Here is a 17,781-nt window from a genome sequence, read left to right on the forward strand (position 1 = left end):
TTTTTGCATGCGGTTATTCAAAAAAAACATTTTTGGCCAATACCTTTTTATAAAAAAATGGATCATTCGCATCTTGGGTGCATTCAGCCATCAACGCTACCAAGGGTTTAATGACCTACAAATTGAGGGCTCAGAAATTTTACGTCAATTACCAGAGACCAACGTTCTTTTTATTTCTAACCACCAAACGTATTTTGCCGATGTTGTGGCGATGTTTCATGTGTTTAATGCCTCCTTGAGTGGTCGTGACGATTCCATCAAAAATGTAGGATACCTCTGGAATCCCAAGCTAAATCTTTATTATGTAGCGGCCAAAGAAACGATGAAAGCTGGATTGTTGCCCAAAATTTTTGCTTATGCTGGATCTATAAGTATTGAGCGAACTTGGAGATCATCAGGAAAAGATGTTAATCGACAGGTAAAGATGAGTGATATTTCCAACATTAAAAAAGCATTGGATGATGGTTGGGTCATTACCTTTCCACAGGGTACTACAACTCCTTTTAAGCCTATTCGAAAGGGTACAGCGCATATTATTAAACATTACAAGCCTATTGTAGTTCCCATTGTAATTGACGGGTTCAGGCGCTCTTTTGACAAAAAAGGTATCCGCATCAAAAAGAAAAATATACTTCAATCAATGGAAATCAAAGCGCCATTAGCTATTGATTATGAAAACGAAACAATACCCCAGATTGTTGAAAAAATCGAATATGCTATTGAGCAGCATCCATCGTTTTTAAAAGTCATTCCACAAGAAGAATTGTTAGAAAATGAACGTTTGAATAAAAAACGCGATTGGTAAATCTTATTGCTCTAGTTCTTGGAGCACTTTATAATTCTTTTTTAAACGCTTGAGTAAAAGCCCATATACAAGGTAATAAAAACCAAGTAAAATTCCAGTTAGCAGAACCATCATTAGTAGTGTTAGGATTGCTACAAAACCATATAAGATGAAGTAATCTGCTGTATCGGTGAATTTAGCAGTAATGAGCTTTAAATCAACACTATTGCTAACTTCAATAATAATACCTACTATTATACTAATGTATAAAAAAATTAGATTAAATAAGACGTAATGTTTTACTGTCTTTCTAGTATTTAAAATATTTTTCATTAATAATTTTACGGAGTCTGTACTGGATATTTTTTTATAATTTTTATAAAATGCTACAAAAAAGTATGCAAGAATTATATAGCCAGAGATCATTAAAGGCATGATGATGTAATCTATATCGTAGCTGTCAAAGCGTTGTTGTGCTTCACTATCTTTCATTAATAAACTAATCAAGGTCCAAAAACAAAATTCAATAATACTTAGTATAAAAATCCATTTGACAATAGAAGATGATTTTTTGTGCAATAGTCTATATATTTCCTTTTTGGATAGTTTAGGAAATTTTTGATTTTTTTGCCAATCCTTTTTTAATATTTCTAATTCGTCCATAATTAAGGATTTAATTGTGTTTTTAATTTTTTCTTAATTCTGTTCATTTTTACACGAGCATTTACTTCAGTAATGCCTATCATTTCACTTATTTCTTTGTAAGACTTATCCTCTAGGTATAAAAAAATAACAGCTTTATCTATATCATTGAATTGCTTTATGGCAGCATAAATGGATTTAAGTTGTTGGTCCTGAGTATCGTCGTAAGTTTCAGTTTGAGGGATTTTGTAGGAAACATCATCAAATCTATAGCTTAGTATTTTGCGCTTTGATTTTCGATACAATGAAATAGCAGTGTTGATTCCTACCCGATACATCCAAGTGCTAAATTTTGAATCTCCACGGAATTTTGGGTAGGCTTTCCATAACTGAATAGTTATTTCTTGAAATAAATCTTTGTGCTCGGCATCACCATTTGAATACAAACGACAGATTTTATGAATTAAATTCTGATGTTTTTCAATTTGAGTTACAAATTCAATTTCTACGTTAGATTTCAAATAAATTTAAATTGGTTCTACAATTTGACGAAACTTTAATATAAATGTTACTATTATTCATTTAAATTTTTGTGTTCGATGAGTTCACCAGCTTCAATTCTAAAGGGTAGTCTGTTTTGTAAAGGCGGAAGTAGACAGGTAGTGAATTCGGAGTAGCTGCAAGGTGGATTGTACAAATAGTTAAAGTCTAAATGAACTTTACCATCTGTTTCTGGAATATCGACATAAATATAGCGCCCACTTCCATAAGTTTCTTCACCGTTAGTTGCATCACCAACCATAATCCAGCCACTTTCGCCAACATCTAAAGTATAAGCCTCACCTTCAAAATAAAAATGAACGCTGCCTATGAATTTTGCAACATCATCGACCCCTAATTTTGAAGCGACTAATTCGGATTTTGAAGTTTCAAAATATTCAAAATCTGCTTCAAAAATAAAATCTGAATTAGGCGCATAGTTTTCAAATCCTTTAAAGGCATTAATGGCAGGGTTGTTTTTGTCCCAAACACGCAAATAAAGTGCCCCAGAACGTGTAATAACGCGCCAGCTTATAGCATTGAAGAATAATTTTTCAGAGTCGCCAATAGCGTTTAAAATCAAAGGTTTAGTTTGTACTTCTGCACCATTACTACCGGTGATTTTAATGTCATTGAATGCCTCAAAGTTAAATGCTTTTCCATCCCATTGAAATTTCCCAATATTTTGATTTATTTCATTAGGTGAAGTGCTGACTTTATTGCTTTTATCGATTCCAAAAATGGTTCCAGTGGTATCTAATTTGAAGAGACCACATAATTCTAAATATTTTACACGTCTTTTGTCGCGATCTTTTCTTTCTTTTTCTACACTTTCGATATAGGCATTATCAATTTGAAACGTTTTTGCATCATTTTTACATTGAGTACATAGTGTTAGAATGAAACAATAAAAAAGTAATTTTTTCATGATTTTTTGATTTGTTTTTGCGGCATTGGGCCTCTTAGGTGAATAATTAAGCCATCCAAAAAATTACGTAAAAATTGATCGCCACAAGGCATAAATTTTGGGTGATTTTCATTTCTAAAAAGTGCGTTAATTTCACCTTTTGTCACTTTAAAGTCTTTGAGTGCGCAAATTTTGATGATGTCTTCGTCACGTAATTTATGAGCAACTCTTAATTTTTTGAAAATATCGTTATTTGTAAGTCCCATTGTTTTTAGTTATGATTGGTCTTCGATTCTATTATCGTCGAATGCAGAAGGTAATAATTTTGGAATAAACTTTATGAACAGCGGTAACAAAACAGCTCCGCCTGGCAACATAAAAATCGCTAAACTTGGAATTGATTTTAATACATCGAGAAGCTGCTCCTGCATTTTATCTATTTCTTCTTCTGTCATATCACGTACAGTAGATTGAGACAGTAAAACGACTAGTTCTTTACTTTCTTTGAGTTCTTGATAGAGTTTTTTACTATTTCTTGAAATTAATTTTTTAACCAAAGAGCTGGAGTTATCGTAGAAGCGTTTAGCCATATTTTTGGTGCTTAAAAGCGCTACGTCATTTTTATGGTTTTTATAAAAATCGTTGACAGTTGAAAGAGCATCATTAATTTGAAAACTACTAAAATTAAATTTTTCCCTAAGCCGATCAAAAAACTGTTCTTCTCCTTTTTCAATCTTATAGTCGCTCCATGTAGCCATGCACGCTAAATCTAGTAGGTATAAGCGTTCCTGTAGTGTATGGTTTTTAGCATCAAGCGCCTCTAAGTTAGCCTCTTTTTTATAGGATGTTCGAAGAGATGATTTTAGCAATCGGATTAAACTCTCATCGTATTCATTTTTTTTTGATTTAGCATTTAATGCCTCAGAGACTACGGTTACGATTGAGTTTTCTAAGCCTTCCAAAAACGCTAATGTTCGATTTGATTGGTTAAGGTATACCCTAAACGCTAAAACATCCATAAATAGCAACGCATTTGTTGCGAAGTAATTGAAGTTTTTTGTGATGATGTTATTGTCTATTTGAATGCGTTTATGTATGATTTGTTCTACATCCTCTCCAAAAATATCACTTATAAAACTCGTTTTATAAAAGCCTATGTTTTTATAAAATAATTTAAGTTGAGCGGTGAACGATGTTGGTTCACTTGTAGTTGATTTGTACACATTGTGAAGTGCAAGGATGAGATTTATTTTACAGCGTTCCTCTTGAGTAAAATCTTTGTTTTCATATTGAGGGAGTGCGACACATACATTGCTGCCATAGATGAATCCAGCTAGTTTAAGTTTAGGGTAAATCGTCTCTAATACATCTTCATCATTAAAATCTGTATCGACTGTAGTTAAAAGTTTATTTAGCCAACCTTTTGCTGATGGATTCATATTGGGGTATTAGATTTAAAACAATAACTATTTAATTATTCCTGCACAACTGACTCTGCTGCCAGCTGCACCAGAAGGTTGCGATACAAAATCATCCACCCCTTGATGCACTATAATTCCTTTACCTAAAATATCTTTTGTTGCATCCCCACAACCAATACACCATTCATCGGTAGCAAATTCGATAGTTGTAAACTTTTGATCATTTACCATGAAATTTCCTATATCACCTTTGTGGTATCCAGTATCGGCTCCCCATTTTCCATGCGGTTGTGCTGTTGGGTTCCAATGGCCACCGGCAGACGTTCCATCAGCTGAGGAGCAATCGCTTTTTTCATGAATATGAATGGCATGCATCCCCTCGGTTAGTCCAGTAACTTTAGCAGTCATCTTGACCACATTTCCCGATTGAATAAATTTAATTTTTCCACTGACATTGCTTTCGTTCTTTGCGTTTAGTAGAACGTCTACTTTTTGTACTTCAGTATTTTCAATTTTTGGAGTCTTGTTTTCATTTGTGCTCATCGAGTTTTCAGTTTCTTTTTTGTTTTTACATGACAAAACAAACGTAACTGTGATGGCGGTAATCAATATTGTTCTCATCTCTATTTTTTTATAAAGTTAAATAAAATTAGTATTCATACTTTTAGGATGTCTAATTTATTCATCTAATCTAATTATTTTAACAGCTTTAAAAGGAGAGAGGTTAATTCTCTCACTTTGTTTTTGGAATTTATCCCAATCGGATTCAAAAAATAAGTTAACTTGATTAAGCGCTTTATTTAAAGCTGATTTTGCATTTTCAATTAGAGTTTGTTCTGTGCTAGTGACTCCATTTTGTCGAGTACTCACATAGTAATTCGCTGTGCCTAACCGCTCTAAAACCGATACATTTGGATCTGATGTAATCCCTTGGCGTTCATCTACCTTACCAAAAAAGAGTACCAAGAGTTCTTCAATTTTACTTTTAATCTGTTCCGTTTCTTCTATTTCTTGTGTAAACCCTTTTTCATCGGTTTCTTTTAATGATTTCATAAACGTTTCTGCAATTTTTTTACTTTGCACCAATTGTTGGGTAGCTTCTGTTGCCTTAGAAAGGTAAGATTCTAAGCGTTTTGATGTCAGATAAATAGCTCTTTGAGCTTCGTCGTTAACGTTTAATCTGGGGTCGTTTTCTACTCTAATAGATGTCTCGGAGCTTAAGTTTCCATAATTTAATACTGCTTTGTATGTTCCTTTTAGAACCCGAGTTCCTGAAGGTTCTTTTTTTGTTTTAGTAGTGGCTTTTGTAGGATATTCAACTCCCTTTTCGTCCATGTACCATGTCCAATATTTAACACCATTTTCCTTAGGAACTTTTTGTTTTAAAGTCCGTATAAGTCGTTCTTGATCAAAAATTTGAAGTTTTAGTGTATCCCATTGTACCAAAGTATCTCTTTTTTCTTCAGACTTTGAATTGAAGTAATAAGCAAAACGTGCTCCATAACCCCTATTGGTTCCATGATACAGTGCGTCCCCACCAAAACGACTTCCTGTAGGCTGTTGATAGGCTGCCATGTAAGCTGTTGGAGGCTCAAAAAGGTTTATGTGTTCCTTAGTAGCCTCAGTATTTTTGGCAAATTGTCTTAAAGGTCTTATATCATCCAATATCCAAGCTGCGCGACCAAATGTTCCAATTATCAAATCATCTTCTCTTGGGTGAATCACTAAATCTTTTACTGAAACTGTTGGAAAACCATTAGTCCATTTGGTCCATTCATTTCCTGCATCTATAGAGATATACAGCCCATCATCTGTGCCTAAAAACATCAAATTTGGTTCTTTTTCGTCTTCAATAATGCAAAGCGCGTAACTTTCTGTGTCATCTTTATCTACAATGCGTTTCCATGTTTTACCATAATTAGTTGTTCGGTAAGCATAGGGCGTGTAATTGAATCTTCTATAGTCATTAGCCACCAATAATGCTTCACCTTTCTTGGTTTTGGATGCTTTGATTTGGGTAATCCAACTGCCTTTAGGGAGATCTTTAATATTTTTAGTAACTTCAATCCAATCGTTTCCACCATCTCTAGTGTAATGTATACGGCCGTCATCAGTTCCAATCCAGAGCATATTCTTTTCCACTATTGAGGGCTCTATAACTAGAATTGTGCAATGATTTTCAGCACCTGTGGCATCCATAGTGAGCCCTCCACTTTCATGTTGTCTAAGTTTTTTCGGGTCATTTGTTGTTAAATCGGGTGAAATAATACTCCATGTTTCGCCCTTATCAGTTGATTTATGTACAAATTGACTTCCAAAATACAATGTGCTATTGTCATTTGGGTCAATGTTAATGGCAGCATTCCAGTTGAATCTTAATTTGATGTCAGGGTTGGGGTGGGTTGGTCGAACAGTATAATTGTTACCTGTTTTCCAGTCGTAGCGACTGACAAACCCTTGCTGACTCATAGACCATCCATAGCGTGAATTGTCAGGGTCTGGAACAACATCAAAGCCATCTCCAAAGCTGATTTCTTGCCAATAGGAATTACGAATCCCTTGATCGCGCCAAACATAAGCCGGTCCGCGCCAAGAACCGTTGTCTTGCATTCCACCATAAACATTGTAAGGAATTTCGTCATCAACACTGATGTGATAAAATTGAGCAACTGGTAAGTTACCAATAAAACGCCAAGTACTGCCTCCATCTTTGGAGATGTTTAATCCTCCATCATTACCATCAATCATAAAATTTCCATTTTCGGGATGAATCCACCATGCATGATGATCAGGGTGAACCCCGTTAGATACTCCATAGGCTGGCATCAGTTGTTTGAAACTTTTACCACCATCTTCACTTACATTTACATAGGTGAAGATTGAATAAATTCTATTTTCATTTTTTGGGTCTACATATAAGTCAGCATAATAAAATGGGCGATTACCAATTTCATCCATATTTTCACTAACTTTTTCCCATTTATGCCCCCCATCTATACTTTTGTAAAGTCCATTCTTTTTAGCTTCAACCAAAGCATAAACGATTTGAGGCTTATTCGGCGCAATTGCTAAACCAATACGTCCTAAATCTCCTTCAGGCAACCCGTCTTGAGGATTAATTTTTTTCCAGTTTTCTCCACCATCATAAGTGATATGGATGCCAGATCCTTCTCCACCAGAATTAAAGAACCAGGGTTCTCTCTTGTGTTCCCAGAGTGCGGCGATTAATTTGTTAGGGTTATTTGGATCCATAACTAAGTCTGCAACTCCAGTTTTATTATTCGCAAATAGTATTTTCTGCCAAGTTTTGCCTCCATCTGTTGTTTTGAACACGCCTCGTTCAGGATGTTCACCCCATGGTGAGCCGATAGCACCTACATAAACTATGTTAGGATTGATTGGATCAATCAGGACACGATGGATATGGCGGGTGTTTTCTAAGCCCACAGACGACCATGTTTTCCCGCCATCTAAACTTTTATAAATACCAAAACCTCCATTCAAGCTATTTCTAGGATTTCCTTCACCTGTACCAACCCAGATCACATCAGGATTGGATTGCTGCACAGCTACAGCGCCAATAGATGCTGTGATTTCATTGTCAAAAATAGGAGTCCACTTAATACCTCCTGATGTTGATTTCCATAAACCTCCCGAAGCTGTTCCTGCATAAATTATATCTGGATTTGAAAGCACAACATCAATTGATGTTACACGACCAGACATACCGCCAGGACCTATATTTCTAGGATTCATATTTTTGACTAAATCCATGGAAAATTCTTGCGAATAACCAATAATTGACATCAAAATAAAAAGTAATTTTAGTGCAGTTTTCATAATTTATTTTTTCAATATTTTTGTTGTAATATAATAATCCTCGTCAACAGTAATTGTTGATGAATTTATGGCTTTAGTTTGCCAACTTACAGTGGGGTATAGCCATTGCCATTGCTTATTTGATTCAAATTCTATAGGCATCTCAAATCCTTCAACTACATTGATCCAACGGTAATGAAGAATGTTTTTATCAATATTATACTCCAGGGTTGGAATACGAATATCCCGTAAATATTGATTAAAAAATGAATGTAAATCCAAATCTATTTCATCTGACAAAAAAGATTCAATTTGTTGTGTTGTTACCGTTTGATGGTGAAATTTGGCGTTCATTTTTCTTAGAATACCACGCCATTTTTCGTCATTTTTAGTAAATTGTCTAAGCATGTGAATCATATTTGCTCCTTTGTAATACATATCAGATGATCCCTCCGCATTTACATTGTAGTTTCCAATAATAGGTCGATCATTTCGAATCCTTTTCCGCGTGCCAATAACGTATTCTGAAGAAGCCTCTTTACCATAGTAATAGTCTAAAAATAAATTTTCAGAATATGCAGTAAAGCCTTCATGAATCCACATGTCAGCAATGTCTTTATTGGTAATATTATTTGCAAACCACTCGTGTCCTGATTCATGGATTATAATAAAATCAAATTTTAATCCCCAGCCAGTTCCGGATAAATCTCTTCCCAAGTAGCCATTCTTGTACTGATTACCGTAAGTTATAGAACTTTGGTGTTCCATGCCTAAATACGGAACTTCCACCAATTTATAGCTGTCTTCATAAAAAGGGTAGGGGCCAAACCAATATTCAAAAGCTTTCATCATTTTTGGGGCATCTAAAAACTGTTTTTTAGCTTTATTTAAATTGTCTTTTAGAACAAAATAATGCATATCTAAATTCCCTTTCTCACCATTGTATGTTTCAGAAAAATCGACATAATCTCCAATATTTATATTTACCCCGTAATTATTAATTGGATTAGATACAAACCATGTGTAAGAGGCTGTTTTTTCATTTTTAGTCACTGCTCTCAATCGTCCATTGCCCACAGCTTTAAGATGTTTTGGAACAGTAATTTTCATTTGAAGGCTATCCACTTCGTCATACATGTGGTCTTTGTTTGGCCACCAAACACTAGCACCTATCCCTTGGCAAGAAGTGGCTATAAAGTCGTTGTCGTTATAGTCTTTTTTCCATGAAAAGCCTCCGTCCCAAGGAGCGTTTATAGCTTCTTTTGGCTGACCATCAAAGTGTAATACGATTTGCTCTATTTTTTTTCTATTTTGCTTTTTTTCCAGTTGAATAAAATGTGCATTCCCATTCTGATTGATTGAAAGTTCGACCTCATCTTGAACGGCTTTAATGAGTTTCATTGGGGGTTGTAAGTCGATTTGCATTATATTGTTAGGACTTACAACTTTATAATGAATTGTATTTGTTCCGCGTATGGATTTTACTTTGGGTTGTACCGTGACATCAAGATCGTAGTAAACCAAATCCCACCAAATGCGCTCTGGAGTGATTGATCCTCTCAGCGTGTCTTGAGCGCTGTACTTTTGTGCCCTACTTTGTACATAAGTGTTGAGCAAAAAAAAGAGAATAAATATTTGAGTGCGTCTCATGTGTGTTTACTGTCTATACGTTCAGGTGTAATCCTATCAAATATAGTTTTATTTTTCCAATTTCTTACATATAGAAAGCGCTTTCACAAGAGTGAAAGCGCTTTCATCTAACCAACTAAACTGCGCAAGCTTTAAAAGCAGTACGCATTCTCTTTATTTACCTGTTCTGCAATGCTGTTTCTCAACTCAGCGACGTTAGGGTAATTTGTGTATTTTGTAAATCGTTTTAATCCCATCAGCATCATGCGTTGTTCATCGCCTTCAGCAAATGAAATAATTCCACTTTTTGCACTTTTTGAAATAACCTCAACAGCGTTGTACAAATAAAGTTGACTCATTTTGATTTGATGTTTTTGTTCCTCAGCACTAGAACGTAAAATATTTTTCTCTGTTCTGAGAATGGCAGATTCAGCCATATAGATTTCAATCAAAATATCGGCTGCGTGTAACATCAGCTGTTGATGCTCTTCTATCTTGGGGCCAAATTTTTGAATACCTGCTCCAGCGACCATCAAAAATACTTTTTTTAGATTTTTAATTATGGCTTTTTCTTGAGATAGGGGAGCGCTAAAATCTGGTGTGTCAAAAGAAGGTATTCCCATCAACTCTTCTTGAACTTTCATGGCGGGGCCTAATAAATCAACATGACCTTTCATTGCTTTTTTGATAAGCATTCCAATACAAATCATTCTGTTTATTTCATTAGTTCCTTCATAAATTCTAGCTATTCTTGCATCACGCCAAGCAGCTTCCATGGGTGTGTCTTCAGAAAAACCCATTCCTCCAAAAATTTGGATACCCTCGTCAGCGCAATTTTGAACATCTTCAGAAACAGCGACTTTGAGCAATGAACATTCTATAGCATATTCCTCAACTCCTTTTAGCTCTGCCTCTTGATGAGTATTACCTTTTTCAATTCGCAATGCGATTCGGTCCTCTATATCTTTTGCAGCTCTATAGCTCGCGGATTCTCCAACATAAGTGTTGGTGGTCATTTCAGCTAGCTTATATTTGATTGCTCCAAATTCGGCAATTGGAGTTTTAAATTGTTTACGTGCATTGGCGTATACTATAGCTTCATTTGTAATTCTTCGCTGAGAATCCAAACAAGCAGCAGCTAATTTAATACGTCCAACATTTAATGCATTCATTGCTATCTTGAATCCGTTCTGACGTTCTGAAAGCATATTTTCAACCGGAACTTTTGTCTCGTTAAAAAATACTTGGCGTGTTGATGAAGCTCTTATGCCGAGTTTGTGCTCTTCTTCACCCAAAGTAATACCATTTGAAGCATCGTTTTCCACAATAAATCCTGTAATGTTTTTATCATCTTCTATTCGAGCAAAAACTATAAATAGATTACAAAACCCAGCATTTGATATCCACATTTTCTGGCCTGTTATACTGTAGTATTTTCCATCTTTAGATAAGGTTGCTGTAGTTTTTCCTGAATTGGCATCGCTTCCCGCTCCTGGTTCAGTAAGGCAGTAGGCTCCAAACCATTCACCCGAGGCTAATTTTGGCACATATTTTTGTTTTTGTTCCTCAGTTCCATAAAGGGTGATTGGCATTGTTCCAATTCCTGTGTGTGCACCAAATGCAGTACTAAAAGAACCTGTACCACTTGAAATATATTCACAAACAAGCATGGTCGATACAAAACCCATATCCAATCCACCATAGGCCTCAGGAACTGCTACACCAAGAAATCCCATTTCACCTGCTTTGCGCATGACTTCTTCAGTGAGTGCATAATCTTTGGCTTCAAACCGATCGCGATGTGCAATGACTTCACGTTCATTGAATTCTTTTACGGCTTCTTTCATCATGACCTGTTCTTCCGAAAAATCTTCTGGCGTAAATATACTGTTACAATGACTTTCCTTAACAAGAAATTGTCCTCCTCTTAATAGTTCATGTTTTTCCATAATTAACTTAATTTGAGTTTAAAGTACTGCTGTTTAAAATCATTTTTATATTCTGAACTGCTCAATACTTCAATGCTATTATTTTAAAAATTCAAATATTCCACAGGCACCTTGCCCAGTACCTACACACATTGTAACTGCGCCATATTTTGACAGCATATTTTGCCTTCTCATTTCGTCAAAAAGTTGTACCGATAATTTAGCACCTGTACACCCTAAAGGATGCCCTAAAGCTATTGCTCCTCCATTAACATTGATGAGTTCTGGATTCAACCCCAACTCCCTTATCACTGCTAATGATTGAGAGGCAAAGGCCTCGTTGAGTTCAATGAGTTCTAAGTCCTTTTGCATTAATCCAGCTTGTTTTAAGGCTTTTGGTATAGCTTTTACGGGACCAATACCCATTATCCTTGGCTCTACTCCAGCCACTGAGTAACTGACCAGTCGGGCGATAGGCTCTAAGTTTAATTCTTTTACCAGATCTTCGCTCATAACCATAACAAAAGCTGCTCCATCACTCATCTGAGAAGAGTTTCCTGCAGTTACGCTACCTCCTTGAGCAAATACTGCGCGCAATTTAGCTAAAGCTTCTAGACTAGTGCCTTTTCTTGGCCCCTCATCCTTTGTTACAGTGTACTTCTTACTTGCTCGTTTTCCATTTTGGTCTATATAATTTTGCTCGACCTCTATAGGTACAATTTGATTCTGAAATCGGTCTTCAGCCTGTGCTTTTAATGCTTTCATGTGAGAATTGAAAGCAAATTCATCTTGATCTTCTCTTGAAATATTAAACTCATTAGCAACTGCTTCGGCTGTATTGCCCATTCCCCAGTAATAGTTTTCATGACCAGCGTTGATCGTGTTGTAATTTAGTTCAGGTTTGAACCCCGTCATTGGAACTGAACTCATACTTTCAGCTCCTCCAGCAATAACACAATTGGCCATTCCAGCTTGAATCTTTGCTGTGGCCATTCCGATGGTTTCAATTCCTGAAGAACAAAATCTATTTACTGTAACACCTGGCACATCAACACTATTTAGTCCTATTAGTGATATAAAACGTGCCATATTAAGTCCCTGTGCTCCCTCAGGCATGGCATTTCCAACTATAACATCATCGATACGAGAAACGTCTAAGTTTGGTAATTCTTTCATCATGTGCTGAATAGTTTCAGCGCCGAGTTCATCCGCTCTTTTAAAACGAAATAAACCTTTTGGTGCTTTTCCAACGGCTGTTCTGTATGCTTTTACTATGTATGCTTGTTTCATTTTATTAGTTTCTAAGGGGTTTACCAGTTTTTAACATGTGCTGTATTCGTTCCAATGTTTTACGCTCTGTACAAAGGCTTAAAAATGCTTCGCGTTCTATATCTAATAAATATTGCTCACTAACCAAACTCGGCTCAGACAAATCTCCCCCAGCCATTACATAGGCTAGTTTATTTGCAATTTTTTTATCGTGGGCACTTATATATTTACTTGCTTGCATAGAATCTGTCCCAACTAAAAACATTCCAAGGGCTTGTTTTCCAAGAACTTTAATATCTTTTCGTTTAACAGGTTTTGTGTAGCCTTGATTAGCAAGAAGTTTTGCTTGTGCCTTTGCTACAGCAATTTGTTGGGCTTTATTAACCACGACCACATCTTTTCCTTTTTGGAGAATACCCAAATCAAAAGCCTCATAAGCTGATGTTGCTACTTTAGCCATCCCAATTGTTAGAAAATACTCTTGTAGTATATTGAGTTCTACATCATCTTTACGAAAGGAGTCTGATGCACGCATGGCCATTTCTTTTGAGCCACCCCCACCTGGAATCACACCAACTCCAAATTCGACCAAACCAATATAAGTTTCTGCAGCCGCAACCACTTTGTCGGCGTGTAAAGACAACTCACAACCGCCACCCAATGTCATTCCATGTGGTGCAGCAATTGTTGGGATAGAGGAGTAGCGCATCCGCATCATAGTATCTTGAAAGTATTTGATCGCCATATTAAGCTCATCGTATTCTTGCTCCACGGCCATCATAAAAATCATACCGATGTTAGCGCCAACTGAAAAATTAGCTCCTTGATTACCAATCACTAAGCCTTCAAAATTCTGTTCTGCTAAATCTACAGCTTTATTTAGTCCAGCTAAAACATCACCACCTATAGTATTCATTTTTGATCTGAATTCGCAATTCAGGATACCATCACCTAAATCTTCAATAACCACTCCAGAATTTTTAAAGACCTCTTTTGATTTTCTAATATTATCTAAAACAATAAATGCATCTTGCCCTGGTATTTCAACTTGTTTGTTATGTTCAATTGAATAGGCTAGAGTTGCTCCATTTTGGACAGTATAAAAAGAGTTTGATCCTGAATCCAGCATATTAAAAACCCACTGTGCTGGTTTTTGGCCTTCAGCGTTCATGATTTCAATTCCTTTTTGGACTCCAATGGCATCCCATATTTGAAAAGGACCATGTTCCCATCCAAATCCAGCTTTCATGGCGTTATCTATTTTGTATAAATCGTCTGATATTTCAGGAATTCTATTGGATACATAAGCAAACATGGCGGCAAAGTTTTTCCTATAAAAATCACCTGCTTTATCTTTCCCCTTAACTAAAACACTAAATCGATCTATAACATTATCAATCGTTTTTGTAAGTTCTAGAGTTGGGAATTTCGCAGGTTTTTTATCACGATACTCTAGAGTTTCTAAATCTAAAACGGTAATTTTTTTACCTTCCTTTTTGTAGAAGCCTTGTCCTGATTTACTACCTAACCAGTTGTTTTTCATCATTTTAGATATAAAATCTGGAAGTTGGAACAAGTGGTGAGCTTCATCTTTAGGGCAGTTTTCATGTATCCCATTAGCAACGTGAACAAGAGTGTCGAGTCCAACCACATCAACAGTTCTAAAGGTAGCAGATTTTGGGCGTCCGATTACTGGTCCGGTGAGTTTATCAATTTCTTCTACACTAAGTCCCAACTCCTTGACCTGGTGAAATAAACTTTGTATTCCAAAAATTCCAATTCTATTTCCAATAAAAGCAGGAGTATCTTTAGCCACAACAGATGTTTTTCCTAGAAACTTTGACCCGTATTCATTTAAAAAAGTTAAAACAGAAGAATCCGTTTTGGGTCCAGGAATTATTTCAAAAAGGTTGAGGTATCGTGCAGGATTGAAAAAGTGAGTTCCACAAAAGTGTTCTTGAAAGTCAGCACTACGCCCTTCGCTCATGAATTTTATTGGAATTCCAGATGTATTTGATGTAATTAAGGTGCCAGGGGTTCGGTGTTTTTCAAGCATTTCAAACACTTGCTTTTTGATGTCTAGGCGTTCCACTACAACTTCCATGATCCAATCTGCATCTTTGATCTTCGAAATATCATCTTCAGTATTTCCAGTTGTGATGCGTTGTGCAAATTTTTGACTGTAAATAGGTGAGGGTTTTGATTTTAGTGCAGTTTTCAGAGCATCATTTACTAAACGATTTCTAACGAGTTTATCCTCAAGAGTTAAACCGAGCGCTTTTTCTTTATCATTCAGTGCATTTGGAATTATATCCAACAATAGGACTTCAACGCCAATGTTTGCAAAATGACATGCAATTCCACTGCCCATAATACCAGATCCTATGATGGCAATTTTATTAATTCTTCTTTTTTTCATATGAGTTTTGGGTATTAAAATATTTTTTTAGTTTGAATCATATCTAATATTTTTTCGGAAACATCATAAAATTCATTCAATTTATCACTGCCTATTTCATGTTTTACTTTGTCGTTGAAAGTGAATACGCGTTGGCGGGAACTCTCTCTCTTCTCTAAGCCTTTGGCTGTTAGATTTATCAACACACCACGGCCATCTTCTGGATTAGGGCGGCGAACAATGAGTTCACGCTCTTCCAGAGTCTTTAAAATCCTTGATAGGCTAGTAGCTTCCATTCCCATTTTTGGACCCAATGCTGTTGAGGGTGTTCCTTTAGTAGGGTCGATGCTCAATAACGTAAAAGCGGTTGTCATAGTAGCTCCAAATTTTGATGCTTCTTCATTGTACATTTTTTGAACTGCTAACCATGTGTTACGCAGTACATAATCGATTGTTTTTTCTTTCATATTTAATTGGTTGCATCAAATATATAAAAATATATTATGCACGCATAGTAAATAACAAAAAAAGTTATGCACGCATAGTATTATTTAAAAAATAGAGAACTAAGTAGATGTATTTGTTTTAATCAGCGTAAATATTCTGAACAAGGGCGTCGTAGTGTTTTATGATGACGCTTCTTTTCATTTTCATGGTTGGCGTAAGATGTCCTCCATCAATTGACCAAACATCTGGGGTAAGTTCAAATCTTTTGATTTGTTCCCATTTACCAAATCGTTTATTGCAAGTATCGATTTCTTGTTGAATACGCTCTTTAACTAAAGATGATGTTATTATTGATTCTGCATCTTTGTTGATATCGTAGTTTTTTCTTTCAATCCACTCTTGTATGAATTCAAAGTTAAGTTGTATCAAAGCGGCAGGCATTTTTTGATTTTCACCAATAACCATTACCTGTTCTATGAAATTTGATTCTTTTAGTTCATTTTCAATTAGTGTCGGAATAATGTATTTACCTCCAGAAGTTTTGAACATTTCTTTTTTACGTCCGGTAATTTTTAAAAAACCGTCCGCATCAATTTCACCTTTATCTCCCGTATGAAAATAATCGCCACTCATCACTGAAGCTGTGCGTTCAGGATCTTTATAGTATCCTTTCATTACATTTGGTCCTTTTATCAGAATTTCTCCGTCCTCGGCTATTTTTACTTCAACGTTAGATATAGGTTTTCCTACCGTTCCAATTTTGAATAGTTGATTTGCATGCATACCTACACTTACTACAGGAGAGGTTTCGGTGAGCCCGTATCCTTCCATAATCATCATTCCAGAGGCGCAAAAGATTCGCGATAGGCGAGGGTGTAATGCCGCACTTCCTGACACCATTGTGTGTAATTTTCCACCAAGAGCGGCTTGCCATTTACTAAAAATAAGTTTCCTAGCGATTTTAAGTTGAAATTCATACCACCATCCATTAGCCTTATAGGGTACATAGCGTTCTCCTAGTTTGATAGCCCAGAAAAATAATGATTTTTTGACTCCGCTTAATTCGCTACCTTTTGCATAAATTTTATTAAATACTTTTTCTAATAGTCGTGGAACAACACTCATTAGATTAGGCTTAATATCTTGTGCATTTGCACCGATTGTTTCTATACTTTCTGCGAAATATACCGATACACCGGCGTGTTGATAAATGTATATTAGTACGCGCTCAAAAATATGACACAAGGGCAAGAAACTCAAGACCCGTGTCGTGCCCTCCATTAGGGGTAATCTTGGTAAGCTGGTTAAAATATTTTGTACAATATTGTGGTGGGTGAGCATAACCCCTTTCGGTTTTCCCGTTGTGCCCGACGTGTAAATAATTGTAGCTAAATCTTCTTCTTGGACTTCGGCTTTTCTTTTTTCTACATCACTTTGGGTGCTAGTGTCTTTACCCAAATCAAAAAGCTCAGTATAATTTTTGCATTCAATTAATTCATCAAAACTGTATACTTCTTTGAGTTTGGTATCCGCTTTAACTTTTGCTACTTTATCGTATACTTCTTGATCTGAAACAAAGCAATATGTGGCCTCACTGTGATTGAGTACATATGCGTAATCATCAGAAGAAATTGTGGGGTAGATTGGGATATTTTGAGCTCCAATCTGTAAAACACCAATATCTACAATACACCATTCGGTGCGGTTCGTTGTAGAGATAACGGCGATTTTATCGTCTTTTTTTACCCCAAGTTTAAGTAATGCACGACTTAGTGCATTGGCTTTATCTATGTACTCTTGTGTTGATGTTTTAACCCATTCCCCATTTTTTTTACTGACAAGAGCTGCTGATAAATTGTGCTGTTCTAGTTGATAATAAGGGAAATCGAAAAGACGAGTGATTTTTGTCATTTTTGTTTGCGTTTGATACTCTGCAAAATAAGTATTTTTAAAAAATTAACAAATTAGAAAACTTAAAATTATGATTTCTATAAATC

The 17,781-nt window shown here is 35.9% G+C and carries 14 protein-coding genes; 1 reads left to right on the forward strand and 13 read right to left on the reverse strand.

The window, feature by feature from the left end; genetic code table 11:
* The first annotated feature begins 7 nt into the window (after nucleotides 1-7).
* Entirely contained in the window at nucleotides 8-805 is a 798-nt protein-coding gene (locus tag FORMA_RS08060; protein WP_069675180.1) for a lysophospholipid acyltransferase family protein, read from the forward strand.
* A gap of 3 nt (nucleotides 806-808) precedes the next feature.
* Here the strand turns inward: FORMA_RS08060 and FORMA_RS08065 are convergent, their stop codons facing one another.
* The 13 genes from FORMA_RS08065 to FORMA_RS08125 all read right to left on the reverse strand — a co-directional run bounded on the left by FORMA_RS08065 (nucleotide 809) and on the right by FORMA_RS08125 (nucleotide 17,695).
* Complete coding sequence (locus FORMA_RS08065) at nucleotides 809-1,447, reverse strand: hypothetical protein (RefSeq protein ID WP_069675181.1); 639 nt, start codon at nucleotides 1,445-1,447, stop codon at nucleotides 809-811.
* Between the two features lie 2 nt (nucleotides 1,448-1,449).
* Complete coding sequence (locus FORMA_RS08070) at nucleotides 1,450-1,947, reverse strand: RNA polymerase sigma factor (RefSeq protein WP_069675182.1); 498 nt, start codon at nucleotides 1,945-1,947, stop codon at nucleotides 1,450-1,452.
* A 53-nt stretch (nucleotides 1,948-2,000) separates the two neighbouring features.
* Nucleotides 2,001-2,894 carry a DUF1684 domain-containing protein gene (locus FORMA_RS08075; RefSeq protein ID WP_069675183.1) on the reverse strand — a complete coding sequence of 298 codons (894 nt, stop codon included), beginning with the start codon at nucleotides 2,892-2,894 and terminating at the stop codon, nucleotides 2,001-2,003.
* Nucleotides 2,891-3,139, reverse strand: coding sequence for a DUF1456 family protein (locus FORMA_RS08080; protein ID WP_069675184.1), 249 nt, complete (start codon nucleotides 3,137-3,139; stop codon nucleotides 2,891-2,893). The genes FORMA_RS08075 and FORMA_RS08080 overlap by 4 nt, the downstream gene beginning before the upstream one ends.
* A gap of 9 nt (nucleotides 3,140-3,148) precedes the next feature.
* Nucleotides 3,149-4,312 (reverse strand): LETM1-related biofilm-associated protein, encoded by a 1,164-nt coding sequence (locus FORMA_RS08085; protein WP_069675185.1) that lies wholly within the window; start codon nucleotides 4,310-4,312, stop codon nucleotides 3,149-3,151.
* A 27-nt stretch (nucleotides 4,313-4,339) separates the two neighbouring features.
* A complete protein-coding gene (locus FORMA_RS08090) occupies nucleotides 4,340-4,915 on the reverse strand; it encodes a superoxide dismutase family protein (protein ID WP_069675186.1) in 576 nt (191 codons plus the stop codon).
* Nucleotides 4,916-4,972: 57 nt separating this feature from the next.
* Nucleotides 4,973-8,134, reverse strand: a complete 3,162-nt coding sequence (locus tag FORMA_RS08095; protein WP_069675187.1) for a VPS10 domain-containing protein — start codon at nucleotides 8,132-8,134, stop codon at nucleotides 4,973-4,975.
* 3 nt (nucleotides 8,135-8,137) lie between these two features.
* A complete protein-coding gene (locus tag FORMA_RS08100; RefSeq protein WP_069675188.1) occupies nucleotides 8,138-9,763 on the reverse strand; it encodes a M1 family metallopeptidase in 1,626 nt (541 codons plus the stop codon).
* A gap of 131 nt (nucleotides 9,764-9,894) precedes the next feature.
* Nucleotides 9,895-11,691, reverse strand: coding sequence for an acyl-CoA dehydrogenase family protein (locus FORMA_RS08105; protein ID WP_069675189.1), 1,797 nt, complete (start codon nucleotides 11,689-11,691; stop codon nucleotides 9,895-9,897).
* A gap of 78 nt (nucleotides 11,692-11,769) precedes the next feature.
* Complete coding sequence (locus tag FORMA_RS08110) at nucleotides 11,770-12,960, reverse strand: acetyl-CoA C-acyltransferase (RefSeq protein ID WP_069675190.1); 1,191 nt, start codon at nucleotides 12,958-12,960, stop codon at nucleotides 11,770-11,772.
* A gap of 4 nt (nucleotides 12,961-12,964) precedes the next feature.
* Nucleotides 12,965-15,358 (reverse strand): 3-hydroxyacyl-CoA dehydrogenase/enoyl-CoA hydratase family protein, encoded by a 2,394-nt coding sequence (locus tag FORMA_RS08115; RefSeq protein ID WP_069675191.1) that lies wholly within the window; start codon nucleotides 15,356-15,358, stop codon nucleotides 12,965-12,967.
* A gap of 14 nt (nucleotides 15,359-15,372) precedes the next feature.
* Nucleotides 15,373-15,804 (reverse strand): MarR family winged helix-turn-helix transcriptional regulator, encoded by a 432-nt coding sequence (locus FORMA_RS08120; protein WP_069675192.1) that lies wholly within the window; start codon nucleotides 15,802-15,804, stop codon nucleotides 15,373-15,375.
* A 118-nt stretch (nucleotides 15,805-15,922) separates the two neighbouring features.
* Nucleotides 15,923-17,695 carry an AMP-dependent synthetase/ligase gene (locus FORMA_RS08125; RefSeq protein ID WP_069675193.1) on the reverse strand — a complete coding sequence of 591 codons (1,773 nt, stop codon included), beginning with the start codon at nucleotides 17,693-17,695 and terminating at the stop codon, nucleotides 15,923-15,925.
* Between the last annotated feature and the right edge of the window lie 86 nt (nucleotides 17,696-17,781).

This window comes from Formosa sp. Hel3_A1_48 (assembly GCF_001735715.1).
In the GTDB taxonomy this organism is placed as follows: Bacteria; Bacteroidota; Bacteroidia; order Flavobacteriales; family Flavobacteriaceae; genus UBA3537.